The 15,921-nt window shown below is 73.0% G+C and carries 16 protein-coding genes; 3 read left to right on the forward strand and 13 right to left on the reverse strand.

Going from position 1 to position 15,921, the window contains the following annotated elements:
• Window positions 1–42: 42 nt before the first annotated feature.
• Window positions 43–1,140, reverse strand: coding sequence for a SchA/CurD-like domain-containing protein (locus ACZ4TG_RS10200; protein ID WP_468161183.1), 1,098 nt, complete (start codon window positions 1,138–1,140; stop codon window positions 43–45).
• 278 nt (window positions 1,141–1,418) lie between these two features.
• Between ACZ4TG_RS10200 and ACZ4TG_RS10205 the strand changes: the two genes are divergently transcribed.
• Complete coding sequence (locus ACZ4TG_RS10205) at window positions 1,419–3,050, forward strand: FAD-dependent oxidoreductase (protein WP_468161184.1); 1,632 nt, start codon at window positions 1,419–1,421, stop codon at window positions 3,048–3,050.
• A 21-nt stretch (window positions 3,051–3,071) separates the two neighbouring features.
• Here the strand turns inward: ACZ4TG_RS10205 and ACZ4TG_RS10210 are convergent, their stop codons facing one another.
• Together ACZ4TG_RS10210 and ACZ4TG_RS10215 are read right to left on the reverse strand one after the other, a co-directional pair.
• The gene (locus ACZ4TG_RS10210; RefSeq protein ID WP_468161185.1) at window positions 3,072–3,287 is read right to left on the reverse strand and encodes an acyl-CoA carboxylase subunit epsilon; all 216 of its coding nucleotides are present in this window, start codon (window positions 3,285–3,287) and stop codon (window positions 3,072–3,074) included.
• 254 nt (window positions 3,288–3,541) lie between these two features.
• Complete coding sequence (locus ACZ4TG_RS10215; protein WP_468161186.1) at window positions 3,542–5,125, reverse strand: MFS transporter; 1,584 nt, start codon at window positions 5,123–5,125, stop codon at window positions 3,542–3,544.
• Between the two features lie 248 nt (window positions 5,126–5,373).
• Between ACZ4TG_RS10215 and ACZ4TG_RS10220 the strand changes: the two genes are divergently transcribed.
• Both ACZ4TG_RS10220 and ACZ4TG_RS10225 read left to right on the forward strand, forming a co-directional pair.
• Window positions 5,374–6,438 carry an AI-2E family transporter gene (locus tag ACZ4TG_RS10220; RefSeq protein ID WP_468161187.1) on the forward strand — a complete coding sequence of 355 codons (1,065 nt, stop codon included), beginning with the start codon at window positions 5,374–5,376 and terminating at the stop codon, window positions 6,436–6,438.
• A 167-nt stretch (window positions 6,439–6,605) separates the two neighbouring features.
• Window positions 6,606–7,178: a DoxX family membrane protein gene (locus ACZ4TG_RS10225; protein WP_468161188.1), complete on the forward strand. Its 573-nt coding sequence runs from the start codon at window positions 6,606–6,608 to the stop codon at window positions 7,176–7,178.
• On the opposite strand, the gene ACZ4TG_RS10230 is transcribed toward ACZ4TG_RS10225, so the two are convergent.
• The 10 genes from ACZ4TG_RS10230 to ACZ4TG_RS10275 all read right to left on the reverse strand — a co-directional run bounded on the left by ACZ4TG_RS10230 (window position 7,156) and on the right by ACZ4TG_RS10275 (window position 15,914).
• Complete coding sequence (locus ACZ4TG_RS10230; RefSeq protein WP_468161189.1) at window positions 7,156–7,527, reverse strand: low affinity iron permease family protein; 372 nt, start codon at window positions 7,525–7,527, stop codon at window positions 7,156–7,158. The two genes, ACZ4TG_RS10225 and ACZ4TG_RS10230, sit on opposite strands and share 23 nt — an antisense overlap.
• Window positions 7,528–7,573: 46 nt before the next feature.
• On the reverse strand, window positions 7,574–8,563 hold the full coding sequence (gene hypE, locus ACZ4TG_RS10235) for a hydrogenase expression/formation protein HypE (protein WP_468161474.1): 990 nt from the start codon (window positions 8,561–8,563) through the stop codon (window positions 7,574–7,576).
• 67 nt (window positions 8,564–8,630) lie between these two features.
• A complete protein-coding gene (hypD, locus tag ACZ4TG_RS10240; RefSeq protein ID WP_468161190.1) occupies window positions 8,631–9,782 on the reverse strand; it encodes a hydrogenase formation protein HypD in 1,152 nt (383 codons plus the stop codon).
• Entirely contained in the window at window positions 9,779–10,135 is a 357-nt protein-coding gene (locus ACZ4TG_RS10245) for a HypC/HybG/HupF family hydrogenase formation chaperone (protein ID WP_468161191.1), read from the reverse strand. Before ACZ4TG_RS10245 ends, hypD begins: the two co-directional genes overlap by 4 nt.
• Window positions 10,104–12,482 carry a carbamoyltransferase HypF gene (gene hypF, locus ACZ4TG_RS10250; RefSeq protein ID WP_468161192.1) on the reverse strand — a complete coding sequence of 793 codons (2,379 nt, stop codon included), beginning with the start codon at window positions 12,480–12,482 and terminating at the stop codon, window positions 10,104–10,106. Before hypF ends, ACZ4TG_RS10245 begins: the two co-directional genes overlap by 32 nt.
• Window positions 12,482–13,318, reverse strand: coding sequence for a hydrogenase nickel incorporation protein HypB (hypB, locus tag ACZ4TG_RS10255; RefSeq protein WP_468161193.1), 837 nt, complete (start codon window positions 13,316–13,318; stop codon window positions 12,482–12,484). The genes hypF and hypB overlap by 1 nt, the downstream gene beginning before the upstream one ends.
• Before the next feature lie 3 nt (window positions 13,319–13,321).
• Complete coding sequence (gene hypA / locus ACZ4TG_RS10260) at window positions 13,322–13,717, reverse strand: hydrogenase maturation nickel metallochaperone HypA (protein ID WP_468161194.1); 396 nt, start codon at window positions 13,715–13,717, stop codon at window positions 13,322–13,324.
• A 147-nt stretch (window positions 13,718–13,864) separates the two neighbouring features.
• On the reverse strand, window positions 13,865–13,969 hold the full coding sequence (locus ACZ4TG_RS10265; RefSeq protein ID WP_468161195.1) for a DUF6893 family small protein: 105 nt from the start codon (window positions 13,967–13,969) through the stop codon (window positions 13,865–13,867).
• The gene (locus ACZ4TG_RS10270; RefSeq protein WP_468161196.1) at window positions 13,966–14,469 is read right to left on the reverse strand and encodes a hydrogenase maturation protease; all 504 of its coding nucleotides are present in this window, start codon (window positions 14,467–14,469) and stop codon (window positions 13,966–13,968) included. Before ACZ4TG_RS10270 ends, ACZ4TG_RS10265 begins: the two co-directional genes overlap by 4 nt.
• Entirely contained in the window at window positions 14,466–15,914 is a 1,449-nt protein-coding gene (locus ACZ4TG_RS10275; protein WP_468161476.1) for a hypothetical protein, read from the reverse strand. Before ACZ4TG_RS10275 ends, ACZ4TG_RS10270 begins: the two co-directional genes overlap by 4 nt.
• Window positions 15,915–15,921: the final 7 nt, after the last annotated feature.

Below are 15,921 nucleotides of genomic sequence, written 5' to 3' on the forward strand. Positions count from 1 at the left end.
GTGGCGGTGGCCCGGGCGGGCCGCGTGAACCCGTCGGGTTCCTCAGGACCGGGCGGGGGCCCGGCGGTCGGTGACGGGGGTCATGGGGTGGGGTCCGGCCGGGCCGGTGCCGGCCGGCTCGGCGAGCAGCCGTTCGAGGGTCTGCGCGGCGCGGGTGCCCTCGATGCGCAGGGCCTTCGCGGGGTCGGCGCCCGCGGGGAGAGCCAGGTCGAGGAGGCGGACGACGATGTCGTCGCGCTGGAAGACGGTGCTGCTGCGCAGGGGGCTGTCCGGGCGCTGGGCGGCCTTCTCGTCCTGCTGCGACAGGAACTCGGCGAGTTCCGAGCCCTTGCCCTCGCGCGCCGGGTAGAACAGCGCGTGCCGGGTGACATCGTCGCTCTCCGCGCCGTGGTCGGCGATGTGGTGGACGGCCGGGAGGCCCGCCTTCATGAAGAACATCCGGGCGGACTCGGGGTCGGCCAGGTCGCGGTCCTGTTCGAGGTGCTGGTTGATGGCCTGCTCGACGGCGCGGACCTCGGGCTGCTCGGACACGTGGCGCAGCGCCGTCGTGAGGTCTCCCTCGACCTCCACGGCGCGTACGACCCGGTTGCCGTGCATGAAGAGGGAGGTGCGGCAGAGGCGGGTGTGCGCGTCCACCTCGGCCGTCGGGGAGGCGTACGAGGAGAGGAGCTCGGCGACGGCCTTCTCGCTGCCCGGCTTGACGGTGAAGGTCAGAGCGTGGCGCACGATGCCGGCGCCGAGGCGGGGGGTGGGCTGGAGCCGGGGCGTGGGGCTCAGCGCCGGCTGGTCGTAGCGCTTGCCCGTCTCCCGCAGCACCGTGAACTTGAGCGGGCGCATGCTGCGGGCGCAGGCGCCCAGCGGCCGGACCTGCTCGGCGTGGTGCTCGCTGTTGACCCAGGCGAGGTACTGGGGCGCGCTCTCCCACTCGCTGGTGATGAGCCATTGGGAGGGGTTCTCGAACGACTGGCACAGCTGGTCGCCGAGGTGCCCGGGAACCGAGGCGATGTCGTGGCGGAGCTGCTCGTAGGCGTCGAAGAACTGCTGTTGGACTCCCTCGTGCAGGTCCATCAGCAGGACGACGCGGAGCATCGATCCGTCGAAGGCCGACTGGGACACCCTTTCGGACAGGGTGGTCGTCATCTGCTCACTCCTTCGTGAGGGCGGGGGCCCCACCCGTGAACGCGTTGGAATCCCGCGCCCGTCTTCCGCTGGAACCTCCAGCGCCTGAAGCCGCCTCGATCGGGCGGACAGGACGGGGCATATGCGCGGATCCGCTGTCGCTCATCGTCATCCAGCAGGGCGCAGAACGCCATATCTCGGGATCGTCCGGGTGAGAAGTGGCGAATCACCCCGGTCCACTGGCTGATCGGGGAATAGGAAAGTCCACCGCCCCGCACAGAAACAGGAGCTATCAGTTGATGGAAGACACCGCCGATGTTCGTGTACCGGTCCTCGTCGTGGGCGGCTCACTCGTGGGCCTGTCCACCTCGCTGTTCCTGAGCCGCCACGGCATCAGGCACATGGTGGTCGAGAAGCACGCCGGTACGTCCGACCACCCGCGCGGCCGTGGTATCAACGCGCGCACGATGGAGCTGTTCCGTACGGCGGGGGCCGAGCCGGCCATCCGCCGGGCGGCAGCCGCACTGGAGGAGCACCACGGCATCCTGCAGGCGCAGTCCCTGGTCGACGGGAAGTTCAACTGGCTGGTCAGGGGCGTTGACCCGTCCGGGGCACTGGCCCGCTTCAGTCCCACCGGCTGGTGCCTGTGCAGCCAGAACAACATCGAGCCGGAGCTCGCCACCCAGAGCCGTGCGCAAGGCGCCGACGTGCGGTTCTCCACCGAGCTCATGAGCTTCGACCAGGACGACGAAGGCGTCACCGCCGTGGTGAAGAACCGGCAGACCGGTGAGCACATCACCGTGCGCGCCGACTTCCTGATCGCCGCGGACGGCCCGCGCAGCCCCGTCCGGGAGGCGCTGCGCATCCCCCAGACGGGCAGCGGCGAGCTGTTCCACAACGTGAGCATCACGTTCCGCTCGGAGCGGCTCATCGAGGTGCTCGGCGAGACCCGGTTCATCGTCTGCTACCTGATGCGCCCGGGCGCGGACGGGGCGCTGCTGCCGGTCGACAACGACACCCAGTGGGTCTTCCACGCCCCGTGGCACCCCGAGACCGGCGAAACGCTGGAGGACTTCACGGACGAGCGCTGCACGGCGCAGATCCGGGCGGCGATCGGCGTGCCCGACCTGGACGTGGAGATCGGGGGCCGGGCGCCCTGGCACGCCGCCGAACGAGTGGCGGAGTGGTATTCGTCCGGCCGCGCCTTCCTGGTCGGTGACGCGGCCCACGAGATGTCCCCGACCGGGGCGTTCGGTTCCAACACGGGCATCCAGGACGCGCACAACCTCGCCTGGAAGGTCGCGGCGGTGCTGAACGGCTCGGCCGGCATGGAGCTGCTCGACACCTACGAGGCCGAGCGGCTGCCCGTGGCGCGGGCCACGAGCCTGCGGGCTTCGGCCCGTTCGGCGGAACACAGCCACCCGGGGTACACGCCGCCGCCGACCATGGGCGGTGGCCCCGGCAGCGGGGTCCTCACCACGGCGATGGGGTACTGCTACCCGCAGGGCGCGGTGGTGGGCGGCGACCCCGACCGTCCGGTCATCCCCGAGGAGTTGCGCCTGAAGGGTGACGTCGGTACCCGGGCACCGCACATGTGGGTGACCAGGGCCGGCGAGCGGATCTCCACGCTCGACCTCTACGAGCGGTCCTTCGTGCTGCTGAGCAGCCCGGGAACGCCCTGGCAGCAGGCGGCGGCGAAGGTCGCCGAACAGCTGTCGGTGCGCCTGGACGGCTACACCATCGGCTCCGGGCCGGACGCCGACCTGGTCCCGGAGGGTGGGACCGACTGGACGCAGGCCCACGAGGTGGGCGCCGGGGGCGCGGTGCTCGTACGCCCCGACGGGTTCGTGGCCTGGCGCTCCGAGGACGCGGCGGCCGACCCGCGGGCGGCGCTGCAGGCGGCCTTGAAGGCCGTACTCAGGCGCGACTGAGGTTGACACGGCCTCCGGGGGTCACCGGCAGGCCCAGCACCCCGCCCAGCATCCGTGTCCCCCGGGCCGCGGATGCCGGCGGCGGTGCACGGTCTCGGCGGGCCCGCGCGCCCCGTGGGCGACGCGGCCGGCCAGGCAGGCGACCACCACGGCTATCGCGGCCAGTTCCTCGGGCTCGGCGGAGCCCCGGTGCACCCGCAGCAGGCTGCTCTCACAGCTGTCGTCCGGCATCGGCATGCCCTCTCATCAGGAGAGTTCGCCTCTCGGGGCACTGGGCCCCCTGATGCCGACGACGCTACGAGCACGGTGCGGGCCTGTCGTGTCCGGCGGGTTCGTCCACAGCCGTCCGAGCGACACCGGCCGGGCCGGCCGGGTCGTTCCGGCGGAGCGGGCGCAGCCGCTGCGCCGGGCCGGCGAACCGGTCGGGGCAGGGGTCGTGGACGCGGGCACCCGGCGGACGGGTTTCCACCGGCGCCGATGGGCCGTTCGGGCTACGCCCGCTCGGGCTCCGTCCGCGCGGGGTCCGTCCGCGCGGGGTCCGTCCGCTCGGGCTCCGTCCGCGCGGGGTCCGTCCGCGCGGGGTCCGTCCGCTCGGGCTCCGTCCGCGCGGGGTCCGTCCGCGCGGACAGCGGAGCGGCGATCGATTCCAGGGACCTGCCCTCCGCGGCGACCGCGAAGAAGACCGCCACCAGGCCCGCCGCCACCATCAGCGCGGCGCCCACGCAGAACGCGATCACGGCGTCGGCGACCACACCGCTGGAGGTGAGGCCGGCGAAGAGCAGCGGACCGGAGATGCCGCCGGCGGCGGTGCCGACGGCGTAGAAGAAGGCGATGGCCATCGCCCGCGTCTCCATCGGGAAGATCTCGCTGACCGTCAGGTACGCCGAACTCGCCCCGGCGGAGGCGAAGAAGAGCACCACGCACCAGCAGGCGGTCATCGTCAGGGCGGTGAGCCGGCCGGCGCCGAAGAGCCAGGCCGTGCCGAAGAGCAGCAGGCCGGACACGATGTAGGTGCCCGCGATCATCGGCCGGCGGCCGACCGTGTCGAAGAGCCGCCCCAGCAGCAGCGGTCCGAGGAAGTTGCCGAAGGCGATCACCGCGAAGTAGTAGCCCGTGACTCCGCTGGACACGTCGAAGAACTGCACGAGGATGGTGCCGAAGCCGAAGGTGATCGCGTTGTAGAGGAAGGCCTGGCCGACGAAGAGCGACAGGCCGAGGGCGGCCCGCCGCGGGTACGAGCGGAAGATCGTCCTCGCGATCTCCCCGAAGCCTGTGCTGTGGCGCTGGGTGACGGTGATGGCCTCGTCCGGCTCGGGCAGCCGCTCGCCCTTCTCCTGTTCCACCCGGCGCTCGACTCCGGTGACGAGGTCTTCCGCCTCTGCGGCCTTCCCGTGGATGAACATCCACCGGGGGCTCTCGGGCACGTGGCGGCGTACGAGCAGGATCACCAGGCCCAGTACGACGCCCAGCGCGAAGGTCAGCCGCCAGCCCAGCCAGGCCGGGAAGACGTCCGTGTCGAGCGCGACGACGGACAGCAGCGCTCCGGCGACCGCGCCCAGCCAGAAACTGCCGTTGATGATCAGGTCGACGCGCCCGCGGTACTTGCTGGGGATCAGTTCGTCGATGGCGGAGTTGATGGCCGCGTACTCGCCGCCGATGCCGAAACCGGTGAGGAAGCGGAACAGGAAGAACCACCAGGCCGAGAAGGACACCGCCGTCAGTGCGGTCGCCGCCAGGTAGACGCCGAGGGTGATCAGGAAGAGCTTCTTGCGCCCGAACAGGTCGGTCAGGCGCCCGAAGACCAGCGCCCCCGAACAGGCTCCGGCCACGTACAGGGCGGCCGCGACACCGGTGACCTGGGCGTCCGTGATGCTCAGTCCGCTGCCGTCCTCGGAGAGCCGGCTGGCGATGTTCCCGACGATCGTGACTTCCAGACCGTCGAGGATCCATACGGTCCCCAGCCCGATCACGATCATCCAGTGCCACCGCGACCAGGGCAGCCGGTCCAGCCGCGCGGGGACCTTCGTCGTGATGGTCGCCCGCTCCTCGTGTTCCCGACCTGCGCGCTCAGACATGCCCGAGCGTGTGCCCGACCCCCTCGGGGAGCAAACGCGCGCGGGCGAAACGGAGTCATTCGCCGGTTCCTTCGGGCGAATGTGGCCTCGGGCCCGCGGGGTCCGCGGCGTGCCGTGATACCTCGTTGGGGAACACTTCCGGGAAATGGGGCACCGCCATGGCCAGGCGATCCGCAGCGCGGTCGGCACGTCGCTCGGGCGGCCCGCGTACGCCGGTCCGCCCCGGGTCGCGCCGGCCCGCGGTCAGGATGCCGCCGGCCAGGCCGTACGCGGGGCAGGTGTCCCCGCTGCTGCGCACGGTCGCCGGGTACTGCTGGAGGCTGCTGGCCGTCGGAGCCGTGGCCTACGCGGTCTTCGTCGCCCTGGGGCGCTTCCACGAGGTCGGCGTGGCCGTGTTCCTCGGCCTGGTCATCGCGGCGATGCTCCGTCCGGTGGCCGACCTGCTGGACCGCTGGATCCCGCGCTCGCTCGCCGTGGCCTGTGCGCTGATCGGCAGCATCGTCCTGCTGCTCGGCGCCCTGGCGTTCGTCGGGGAGACGGTGGCGGCCGAGTGGGACGAGCTGCTGGCGGAGTTCCGGGACGGACTGGACCGCATCCGGCGCTGGCTGGAGGAGCCTCCGCTGCGCCTCAGTCCGCATGCGCTGGACGATGCGCAGGCGAAGATCGGCTCGTACCTGTCGAGCCACCGGTCCGCGTTGCTCAGTACGGCTCTGAGCGGCGCCAGCCGGCTCGTGGAGGTCCTCACCGTCCTCGCCCTGGCACTGTTCTGCTCGGTCTTCTTCATCCACTCGGGCGACCGGCAGTGGCGCTGGTTCTGCGCCCAGCTCCCGATGGGCGCGCAGGACCGGATGGCGGTCGCCGGGCAGGCGGCGTGGCGGACGTTCACCGGGTACACCCACGGCATCGTGCTGGTGGCCGGGACCAACGCCATCCTCGTCGGCGTCGCACTGTTCGCCCTGGGCGTGCCGCTGGCGGTGCCCCTGGCACTCCTGGAGTTCCTCGCCGCGTTCATCCCGCTCATCGGCTCCCCGGTGGCCCTCGCGGTGGCCGCCGTCATCGCGCTGGCGGCCAAGGGGCCGCTGGTGGCCGCCATCGTGGTCGCGCTGATCGTGGTCATCGGGCAGATCGAGGGCCATCTGCTGCACCCGCTGGTGATGAGCTGGGCGGTGCGGCTGCACCCGGTGGTCGTGGCCCTCTCGGTGGTCGCCGGGGCCATCGCGGCGGGGGTGGTCGGGGCGGTGGTGGCGGTGCCGATGGTGTCGGTGTTCTGGGCGGTCCGCCAGTCGTTGCGCGTCACACCGCCCCCGGCGTGAACCGCCCGGCGGCTCGGCCGTCCGGTCGACGCACGGCATGCGCGCGCGGGGCGCGGGGCTGAAGCTGGGAACCGGCACGTGCCGTTCGCACCGCACGAGCACATCTCACGTCTCACGCCTCGCATCCCACGCCCCACCCGCCCCACGCCACGGAAGGGTCTCTCCCCATGGACATCGCCCAGCGCAAGGACCTCGGACTGCTCGCCCTGCGGCTGGGAGCGGGTGGGGTCCTGATGGCCCACGGCGCCCAGAAGCTCTTCGGCTGGTTCGGCGGCGGCGGTATCGAGGGCACGGCCAGGGCGATGGAGCACATGGGCTTCAGCCCCGGGAAGCCGAGCGCCGTCGCGGCCGGACTCGGCGAGGCGGGCGGCGGCGCGCTGCTCGCGCTGGGGCTCGCCACCCCGGCGGCCGGCGCCGCCGCGGCCGGAGCCATGGCGGGGGCCGTTTCGGTGCACGCCCCAGCGGGGTTCTTCGCCCAGGGCGGCGGGTTCGAGTACCCCGCCTTCCTCGGCTACGTGGCGGCCGCGCTCGGGGTCTGCGGGCCCGGACGCTACTCGGCCGACCACTTCACCCGCCACCGGCTGGACCGGCCGGCCGTCCTGCTGCTGGCGTTCGCGCTCAGCGCGGCCGGAGCGACCTACGTCGTCGGCCGCCGCAGCGCGGCCATGTCCGCCGAGGCCGGGGCCGACTCCGGCGACGGCCCGGACGCGGCCCGGACTACTGGCGGTCCTCCATCCTGATGGCCTTCTCCAAATTCTCGTAGGCCTCCCCCGGCCGGCCCGAGTGGTCTTCCAGCAGGGCGGCCGCGATCGCGTCGAGCTTGCGCTGGATGGCGTGCTCCGTGCGCCGTTCGGAGTTCTTCAGCAGGGCCAGCAGGAGCAGGGCCACCGAGGACACCGCGTCGCCCGCCAGGTGCTGCCAGCTCTCGGACAGGTGGAGGAAGTGCACGACCACGACGTTGGCCACCAGGGCCACGCACAGCATGAAGAAGACCGCCGAGCTCGTGAAGTTGGAGGCGAGCTCGGCGAACCTCTCGAACCGGCCGACCTCCCCCTCCTCGCTCTTCTCGGCGGGATGCTCGAACGTCATACGGGCACCTGCTCCTTCCGACGCGGGCCCAACGGGATGAGCGGCATCAGCAGATCCGCGGCAGCTGCTCCCCGATCGGCAGGTCCACGACGCGTGTGCCCCCCAGGCCCGTACGGGCGACGACGAGCCCGGGGTGGGCCTCCACCGCTTCGCCGATCACGGCCGCCCGGCGGCCCAGCGGGTGGGCGCGCATCGCGTCGAGGACGGCGTCGGCGTGCTCGCGCGGTACGAAGGCGACCAGCTTGCCCTCGTTCGCCACGTACAGGGGGTCGAGGCCGAGGATCGCGCAGGCGTTGCCGACCGCGTCGGGGACGGGGACCCTGCCCTCCTGGATGACCACGCCCGTTCCGGAGGCGGCCGCGATCTCGTTGAGCGCGGCGGCCAGTCCACCGCGGGTGGGGTCGCGCAGCACGTGGAGGTCGGGGGTGACCGCGAGCATGGTGTCCACGAGGCCGCCGAGCGCCGCGCAGTCGCTCTCGACGTCCACCCCGAACTCCAGGCCCTCGCGCACGCTCATGATGGCCACGCCGTGCAGCCCGATCTCACCGCTGACGATCACGACGTCACCGGGTACGACGCGCTGCGGGCGCAGGTCGACGCCGTCCGGGATGAGGCCGATGCCCGCCGTGTTGACGTAGATGCCGTCGCCGTGACCGGACTCGACGACCTTGGTGTCGCCGGTCGCCACCTCGACGCCCGCCGCGCGTGCGGCCGCGCCGAGGGCCTGTGCCACCCGCGCCACCACGGACACCTCGACGCCCTCTTCGAGGATGAAGCCGCAGGAGAGGTAGGCGGCCCGGGCGCCGCTCATCGCCAGGTCGTTGACGGTGCCGTTGACCGCGAGGTCGCCGATGCTGCCGCCGGGGAAGAACAGCGGCCGCACCACGTAGGAGTCGGTGGAGAAGGCGAGTCGGGCGCCGCCGAGCGAGACGGCGGCGGAGTCGCCCAGCTGGGCCAGTACCTCGCCGCCGAACGCGGGGGCGAAGACGTGCTGGACCAGTTCGGCGGAGAGCGCGCCCCCGCCGCCGTGGCCCATCACCACGCGGGGGCGGTCCCGCAGGGGGGCCGGGCAGGTCCAGCCGGCGACGTCCAGGGTGGTGGGCTCAGGCAACGGGGCTCGCCTCCAGCGGCGCGGTCTGTGCGGTGGGTACGGTACGGGCCGGCGTGAGTTCGAGCCGCCGGTAGAGGTAGTACGCGGCGCACGCGCCCTCGCTGGAGACCATGGTCGCTCCGAGCGGGTTGCGCGGCGTACAGGTGGTGCCGAAGGCCTCGCACTCGTTCGGCTTGAGCAGGCCCTGGAGGACCTCGCCGCTGCGGCACTCGGCCGGCTCGCGGGTGGTGATGCCGGTGACCGCGAAGCGGTGTTCGGCGTCGAAGTCGCGGTAGCGGGCGGACAGGCGCCAGCCGCTGTCGGGGATGACGCCGATACCGCGCCAGGCCCGGTCGGTGACCTCGAAGACGTCCTCCAGCATGGCGAGGGCGGCCGGATTGCCTTCGGGCCGGACGGCGCGCGCGTAGGCGTTGTCGACGGTGTGCTCACCGCGTTCCAGCTGCCGTACGGTGCGCCGTACGCCTTCCAGGATGTCCAGCGGCTCGAAGCCGGTCACCACGATCGGGACGCGGTACTTCGCGGCCAGTTCCGGGTACTCCCCCATGCCCATCACGCTGCACACGTGCCCGGCGGCGAGGAACGCCTGGACCCGGCAGCTCGGCGACTGCATGATCGCCTCGATCGCCGGGGGGACCCGTACGTGGGAGACGAGCAGGCTGAAGTTGGGGATGCCGTGCTTCTTCGCCTGGTGCACCGTCATGGCGTTGGGCGGTGCGGTGGTCTCGAAGCCGATCCCGAAGAAGACGACCTCCTTCCGCGGGTTCTGCCGGGCGATCTTGAGGGCGTCGAGCGGGGAGTAGACGACCCGTACGTCACCGCCCTCGCTGCGGACCTGGAAGAGGTCCCGGCCGGTGCCCGGGACGCGGAGCATGTCCCCGAAGGAGCAGAAGATCACGTCGGGGCGGGAGGCGATCTCCAGGGCCTTGTCGATGACCTCCAGCGGGGTGACGCACACGGGGCAGCCCGGGCCGTGGATCAACTCGACCTGTTCGGGGAGGAGTTGGTCGATGCCGTGCCGGATGATGGTGTGGGTCTGGCCGCCGCACACCTCCATCAGCGCCCAGGGGCGGGTGACGGTGGAGTGGATGTCGTCGAGGATCCGGCGGGCGAGTGCGGGGTCCTGGAACTCGTCGATGTACTTCACTGGCCCGCCTCCTGCGGTACGTGCTCGCCGGCGGCCTGGTCCGCGGTCGCCGGTGTCTCCTCTTCGAAGGGCCAGGGCGCTCCGCCCGCCTCCGCCGCCTGCTCCCAGGGGTCGCCGAACTCCTCCTGGAGCATGCCCAGTTGCGCGAAGAGTTCGAGGGTCTGCTTGGCCGACTCCTCGTCCAGGCGCTGGAGCGCGAAGCCGACGTGCACGATGGCGTACTCGCCCACCTGGAGGTCCGGCAGGTACTCCAGGCACACCTCCTTGACGACTCCGCCGAAGTCGACGGTCGCCATGCGGGTGCCGTTCTCCTCCGCGATCTCAAGCACTCTGCCGGGTACCGCCAGGCACATGGGCTTCTCCTCGCTGTGGGTGTTCGGTGGCGCGGGCTGCCGCCACCATGAGCTGTCCTAGTGCCAGCCCCCCGTCGTTCGGGGGGACCCGGCGGTGCCGCAGTACCGTGAAGCCGTACGCCCGCAGCTTCGCGGCGCAGGCCGAGGAGAGCAGGGTGTTGGCGAACACCCCGCCCGTGAGGGCGACGGTGTCCAGGTCGTGCCGCTCCCGCGCCGCGGCGCACACCTCGGCCACCAGGTCGGCGACGGCGGCGTGGAAGCGGAGGGCGATCAGCGAGGGCGCCGCTCCCGCGCGTACGTCGGCCACGACGGCCGCGAGCAGCGGGCCCGGGTCGGCGGCGACCGGGGCGTCCGGCCCCCCGCCCTCCGCGGGGCGCAGGGCGAAGGCGTACGCGCCGGCCGGGACGGGTCCGGTGGCGGTGTGGGCGGCGGCCTCCAGCTCGATGGCGGCCTGGGCCTCGTAGCCGGCGTGGTGGCAGACGCCGGCCAGGGAGGACACCGCGTCGAAGAGGCGGCCCATGCTGGAGGTGGGGACGCAGTTCAGGTTCTTGCGCAACTGGGCTTCCAGCACACGCAGTTCATCGGGCGGGCAGGCCGCCGTGCAGGGCAGGTCCGGGGACGGTTCGAGGCCCGCGGCCCACAGGTGGGACAGGGCCATCCGGTACGGGCGCCGCACCGCGGCGTCACCGCCCGGCAGCGGGACGTACCCGAGGTGCGCGAACCGGGTGTGGCCCGCGTAGCCTGCGATGAGGAACTCCCCGCCCCACACCGCACCGTCGTCGCCGTAGCCGGTGCCGTCGAACGCGACGCCGATCACCCGGCGGTCGCCGGCGAGGCCGTGTTCGGCCATGGCGGCCGCGACGTGCGCGTGGTGGTGCTGGACGCGGACCAGCGGGCGGGACCCGGCGTTGCGCACGGCCCACCGGCCGGAGCGGTAGCCGGGGTGCCGGTCGGCCGCGAGCAGGGCGGGGGTGACTCCGGTGATGCTCTGCAACTGCTCCACGGCGCCCTCGAAGGCGAACTGCGTGGCGAGGTCGTCCATGTCCCCGATGTGGGCGGACAGCCAGGCCCGGCGGCCCTCGCCCAGGCAGAAGGCGTTCTTCAGGTCTCCCCCGACGGCCAGCGCCGCGGGTACCGGCAGCGGGAGTTCCAGCGGCAGCGGCGCGTAGCCGCGCGAGCGCCGTACGGTCAGCTGCTCGCCGTCGCAGACCCGCACCACGGAGTCGTCGCACGGTACGTGGATGGGCCGGTCGTGCGTGAGCCAGGCGTCGGCCAGGCGGCCGAGCCGCTGCAGGGCCTCGGCGTCGTCGGTGACGATGGGCTCGCCCGACAGGTTGCCGCTGGTCATGACGAGCAGCCGCGGTCCGGGAGGGTCGCCCGGCAGGCCGAGCAGCAGATGGTGCACGGGGGTGTACGGGAGCATCACGCCGAGGTCGGGGCTGCCGGGGGCGACGCCGTGCGGCCCGGAGGCCGCGGTGCGGCGGCGCAGCAGGACGATGGGGCGGACGGCGCCGGTGAGCAGGCCGCGCTCCTCGGGGCCGGCATGGACCAGGGGTGCGATGTCGTCGAGGTCCCGGGCCATCACGGCGAAGGGCTTGTCCCCGCGGGCCTTGCGGCGGCGCAGCTCGGCCACCGCCGCGGCGTTCTCGGCGTCGCAGGCGAGGTGGTAGCCGCCCAGGCCCTTCACCGCGAGGATCGCCCCGGCCGCCAGGAGCCGGCGGGCCTCGGCCACCGGGTCGGTGTCCGTCACCTCCCCGGGCGGGGTTCCGGCGAGCAGCCGCAGCCGGGGTCCGCAGGCGGGGCAGGCGACGGGCTGGGCGTGGAAGCGGCGGTCGGCGGGGTCGGTGTACTCCCGGGCGCAGTCCGGGCACATCGGGAAGGGGGCCATCGTGGTGTGGGCCCGGTCGTACGGCAGCCCGGTGACGATGGTGAAGCGGGGCCCGCAGTGCGTACAGGTGATGAAGGGGTGGCGGTGGCGCCGGTCGGCCGGGTCGGCGAGCTCGCGGAGGCAGTCGGCGCAGGTGGCCACGTCCGGGGAGACGAGCGTACGGGCGGGACCCCCGTTCCTGGAGGCGACGATGGTGAACCCGGTGCCGCCCGCGAGGGGGACCTCGCAGTGGTCGACGGCGTCGACGACGGCCAGCGGCGGGGCGCAGGCGGCCAGCCGTTCGCAGAACTCCGAGACCGCCGCCGATGCGCCCTCCACTTCCGCGACCACGCCTTCGGAGGTGTTGGTGACATGCCCGGCCAGGCCGAGCGCGGTGGCCCGGGTGTAGACGTACGGGCGGAATCCGACGCCCTGGACGACACCCCGGACGGTCACCCGGCGGCGCTGCACCGCCTCCATCAGCGGGACCGGCCCAGGGCGGCGTCGGCGTGCGGCTGCGGACGCACGTGGTCGTGGTCGTGACCATGCTCGTGGTCGTGGTCGTGGTCGTGGTCGTGACCATGCTCGTGATCGTGGTCGTCGTGCGGGCCGTGGTGGTGGCCGTGGTCCTGCCCCGCCATGACCGGGGTGTGCACCGCCGCACCCGCCCCGACCGCCATGGCCCGGTCGAGCAGGGCGCCCACGCCCTCGCCCGCGCGGGCGGACGTGAGGACCACTTCCACCCCGGGGTTGACCTGCTGGACGTGCGCCCGGAAGGCGTCCTCGTCGAACTCGACGGCCTGCGCGATATCGGTCTTGGTGACCACCACCAGGTGGGCGAGCCCGAAGGCGGTCGGGTACTTCAGGGGCTTGTCCTCGCCCTCGGTCACGGATGCGAGGACCACCCTCAGCGACTCGCCGAGGTCGTAGGAGGCCGGGCAGACCAGATTGCCGACGTTCTCCACGAAGAGCAGCCGGGTGTCCTGCGGCATCCATCCGTCCAGGTGCCGGCTCAGCATCCGGGCCTCCAGGTGGCACAGCCCGTCCGTCAGCACCTGCTTGACGGGTACGCCGGAACGGGCCAGCCGTACCGCGTCGTTCTCGGTGGCCAGGTCGGCGGTCAGGGCAGCGACGGGTACTCCGCGCTCCCGGGCGAGGACCAGCTCGCGTTCCAGCAGCGCGGTCTTGCCGCTTCCCGGGCTGGAGAGCAGGTTGACGACCGTGGTGCCGCGTGCGGTGAGCTCGGCGCGCAGGGTGTGCGCGGCCGCGTCGTTCTTGGCCAGGACGGCTTGCTTCAGGTCGACGACTCGGCACATGGTTCAGTGCTCCTCGGAGATCGGTTGGCGGTTGCGCGCGGGGGCGGGGCCGTCCTCCCAGTTCACGCTGAGGATCTGCAGCTCGCGGCCCGTGGTCAGCTCGACGTCGGTGGCCTTGCCGCACCCGGGGCAGCACAGCGCGGGCGGCATGCCGACCGCCCAGTCGTCCGTACAGGAACGGCAGTGCGCGCGGGCCGCCACGGACTCGGTGACGAGCTCGGCGCCTTCGAGGACGGTCCCGGCGCAGGCCAGTTCGAAACAGAAGGCGAGTGCGTCGGGCACCACTCCGGCCAGCTGACCGACCTGGAGCCGGACCGAGGTCACCACCCTCGCCCCGCCGGCCTCGGCCGCCTCTTCCACCTGGCTCACCACGGCCATGGCGATCGACATCTCGTGCATCGGACTCCGTCCTGCCGGGCCTCATTAGACCTGCAGGCGGGGTGCGGCGCGGTCGGGCACGCCGACGCGCCGCACGCCCCGTAGCCCATTCGGGCGCCGGGGCGTGCGGGGTGCGGTCCGGGATCCGGGATCCGGTCCGGGGTGGTGTCACATCCTGCGCATGTGGAGGTAGCGCCTGACGTCGGGGGCCACGAGCGCGGCCACCGAGAGCAGGGCGGCGACGAACACACCGCAGAGGGCTGCCTTCTTCATGGGGTTCTCTCCTCCGTTGTCACCAGGTCTTCCCGTGCCAGTCCCACGAGCATCCGTACGGCTTCGGGTACCGCGGCGGCCACCGGCGCGCTGAGGCCCATGCCCTCCTCGACGGAGGCGGGTTCGCAGCCGAGGACCAGGACGCGCCGGGGCGGGGTGCCGCCCGTCCCGGCACACAGGGTGCCCAGCAGGGCCAGCACCGCGTCGGGGGACATGTGGTGCCCGTCGAGCACGGCGTTCCCGGCCGGGCCGCTCCCGTCGGGCTCGATGAGGTACAGCGTGCCCGGGGCGCCCCCGCGGGCGGTGGCGTCGACCAGGACCAGCGTGTCGTAGCCGTCGAGCAGCTGGTAGGCGAGGTGGACTCCGCGTACTCCGAAGTCCACCACCTCGACGTGGTCGGGCAGTCGGTGCGCGGCCAGGGCGCGCACCGCCTCCACGCCGAAGCCGTCGTCACCGAGGAAGACGTTGCCGATCCCCGCGATCAGTGTTCCGCCGGTCACGGGTCCTCCAGCGGGGCGACCTCGTCGGGCTGGAAGTAGAGGAACCTGCCCTGTTCGCGCCGGATGTCGGCGCCCGGGTCCCCCTCCACCGTGACGGCGAGGTGCACGCCCCCGTCGACGTCGTGCAGGACGGCCTCGACCTCGGCGGCGCGGCCGTGGAGGAACAGGTCCTGGGCGTCGGTGCGCCGCAGGCCCGGCCGCAGCAGGACGCGGCTGCCCGCGCCGACCGGGACGCCGTCGACGAGGACGCGGTCCCGGGCGGGGTCGACGGGGTCCGCGTGCGCGGGGTCCCACCAGGGCGTGTCCGGCTTGAACACGGCCTGGCCGTCGAAGGGTTCCAGCCCGGTCGGGGCGTCGGGCGGGGTGCCCGGGTCGGTGATCTCGCGCAGCGCCCGTACCGCTCCGTGGAGGCGTTCGAGCACCTCGGGGGGCATCGTGTCGGCCAGGTCGATCACGGCGGCGGCCCGCGGGTCGGTGCCGCGTGCCTCGCGCTTCTCCTGGTCGGTCAGGGCCGCGGTGCGCAGCGCGAGGATCTCGTCGATCTCGGTGGCGTCGTACATCGCCCCGATGCTCTCGGGGGCGATGCCGGGGTGGTCCTCCAGGATGATCGGGGAGGAGAGCACCACGTCGGTCCGGCCGGGTTCGCCTGCCAGCACGGGCCAGGTGTGCCGGTTGACGCAGGAGGCGACCGCGCCCTTGGCCCACTCGGGCGGGTCGGTCATGGACAGGAAGGAGCCGGCGCTGAGGCCGAGCAGGAGGTGCGCGGCGACGAGCGAGCGGGGCAGGGCGGCGTCGCGGTCGGCGTCCGTGCCGGGGGTCCATCCGCTGGTGTTCTCCACCACCGCGGTGAGCTTCCACGCCCGGTAGGCGCAGTCGAGTTCGCTCGCGCGCAGCCGGACGGCTCCGCTGATCTCCTCGGTGCGCCGCAGCAGGCGGCCGACGGTGCGGCCGTCGGCGTCGTGGACGTCCTCGGTCTCCTCGCGGGCGGGCCGGGTGAAGGGGAGGGAGATGCCCTCGCCCGCCAGCTCGGCGACGTCGACGGTCAGTTCGACGCGTTCCTCGGCGCCCTCGTCCCAGGGGACGAGCACGCGGTCGTCGAGGTGCAGTTCGGCGACCTCGGTGAACGACCCGTTGTCCAGGGCCTGTTGGACGGTCCGCCGCTGGGCGTGCAGGAAGCGCAGCTCGACGGCGAGCGATGCCCGCCCCTTGGGCTCCATCAGGATCTCGGTCTGCTGGAGGCAGTGCTCCTCGTGGGCGGGGCCCCAGGCGGGCGGCACGAGGACGCCGAACTGCCAGCGCAGCCGGTTCTTGGCGGCCGAGGCCCGGTAGGGGTAGAGGACGTACCCCTCGAAGAGGACGGCGTCGGCCACCTGCCGGGCGGCCTCGAAGCGGGCTGCGAGCGCGGCCTGCGCCGTCGTCGCGGTGGTCGCCGTCGTCGCGGTCATACCTGTG

It is taken from the genome of Streptomyces sp. NPDC028314 (assembly GCF_055565795.1).

Coding starts and splice junctions, on each gene's coding strand:
- ACZ4TG_RS10205 (WP_468161184.1), top strand. CDS start 1,419: ATGGAAGACACCGCCGATGTTCGTGTACCGGTCCTCGTCGTGGGCGGC.
- ACZ4TG_RS10215 (WP_468161186.1), bottom strand. CDS start 5,125: ATGTCTGAGCGCGCAGGTCGGGAACACGAGGAGCGGGCGACCATCACG.
- ACZ4TG_RS10225 (WP_468161188.1), top strand. CDS start 6,606: ATGGACATCGCCCAGCGCAAGGACCTCGGACTGCTCGCCCTGCGGCTG.
- ACZ4TG_RS10220 (WP_468161187.1), top strand. CDS start 5,374: ATGCCGCCGGCCAGGCCGTACGCGGGGCAGGTGTCCCCGCTGCTGCGC.
- hypE (WP_468161474.1), bottom strand. CDS start 8,563: ATGGGCCACGGCGGCGGGGGCGCGCTCTCCGCCGAACTGGTCCAGCAC.
- hypB (WP_468161193.1), bottom strand. CDS start 13,318: ATGTGCCGAGTCGTCGACCTGAAGCAAGCCGTCCTGGCCAAGAACGAC.
- ACZ4TG_RS10210 (WP_468161185.1), bottom strand. CDS start 3,287: ATGCCGATGCCGGACGACAGCTGTGAGAGCAGCCTGCTGCGGGTGCAC.
- ACZ4TG_RS10245 (WP_468161191.1), bottom strand. CDS start 10,135: ATGTGCCTGGCGGTACCCGGCAGAGTGCTTGAGATCGCGGAGGAGAAC.
- ACZ4TG_RS10275 (WP_468161476.1), bottom strand. CDS start 15,914: ATGACCGCGACGACGGCGACCACCGCGACGACGGCGCAGGCCGCGCTC.
- hypF (WP_468161192.1), bottom strand. CDS start 12,482: ATGGAGGCGGTGCAGCGCCGCCGGGTGACCGTCCGGGGTGTCGTCCAG.
- ACZ4TG_RS10200 (WP_468161183.1), bottom strand. CDS start 1,140: ATGACGACCACCCTGTCCGAAAGGGTGTCCCAGTCGGCCTTCGACGGA.
- ACZ4TG_RS10265 (WP_468161195.1), bottom strand. CDS start 13,969: ATGAAGAAGGCAGCCCTCTGCGGTGTGTTCGTCGCCGCCCTGCTCTCG.
- ACZ4TG_RS10230 (WP_468161189.1), bottom strand. CDS start 7,527: ATGACGTTCGAGCATCCCGCCGAGAAGAGCGAGGAGGGGGAGGTCGGC.
- hypA (WP_468161194.1), bottom strand. CDS start 13,717: ATGCACGAGATGTCGATCGCCATGGCCGTGGTGAGCCAGGTGGAAGAG.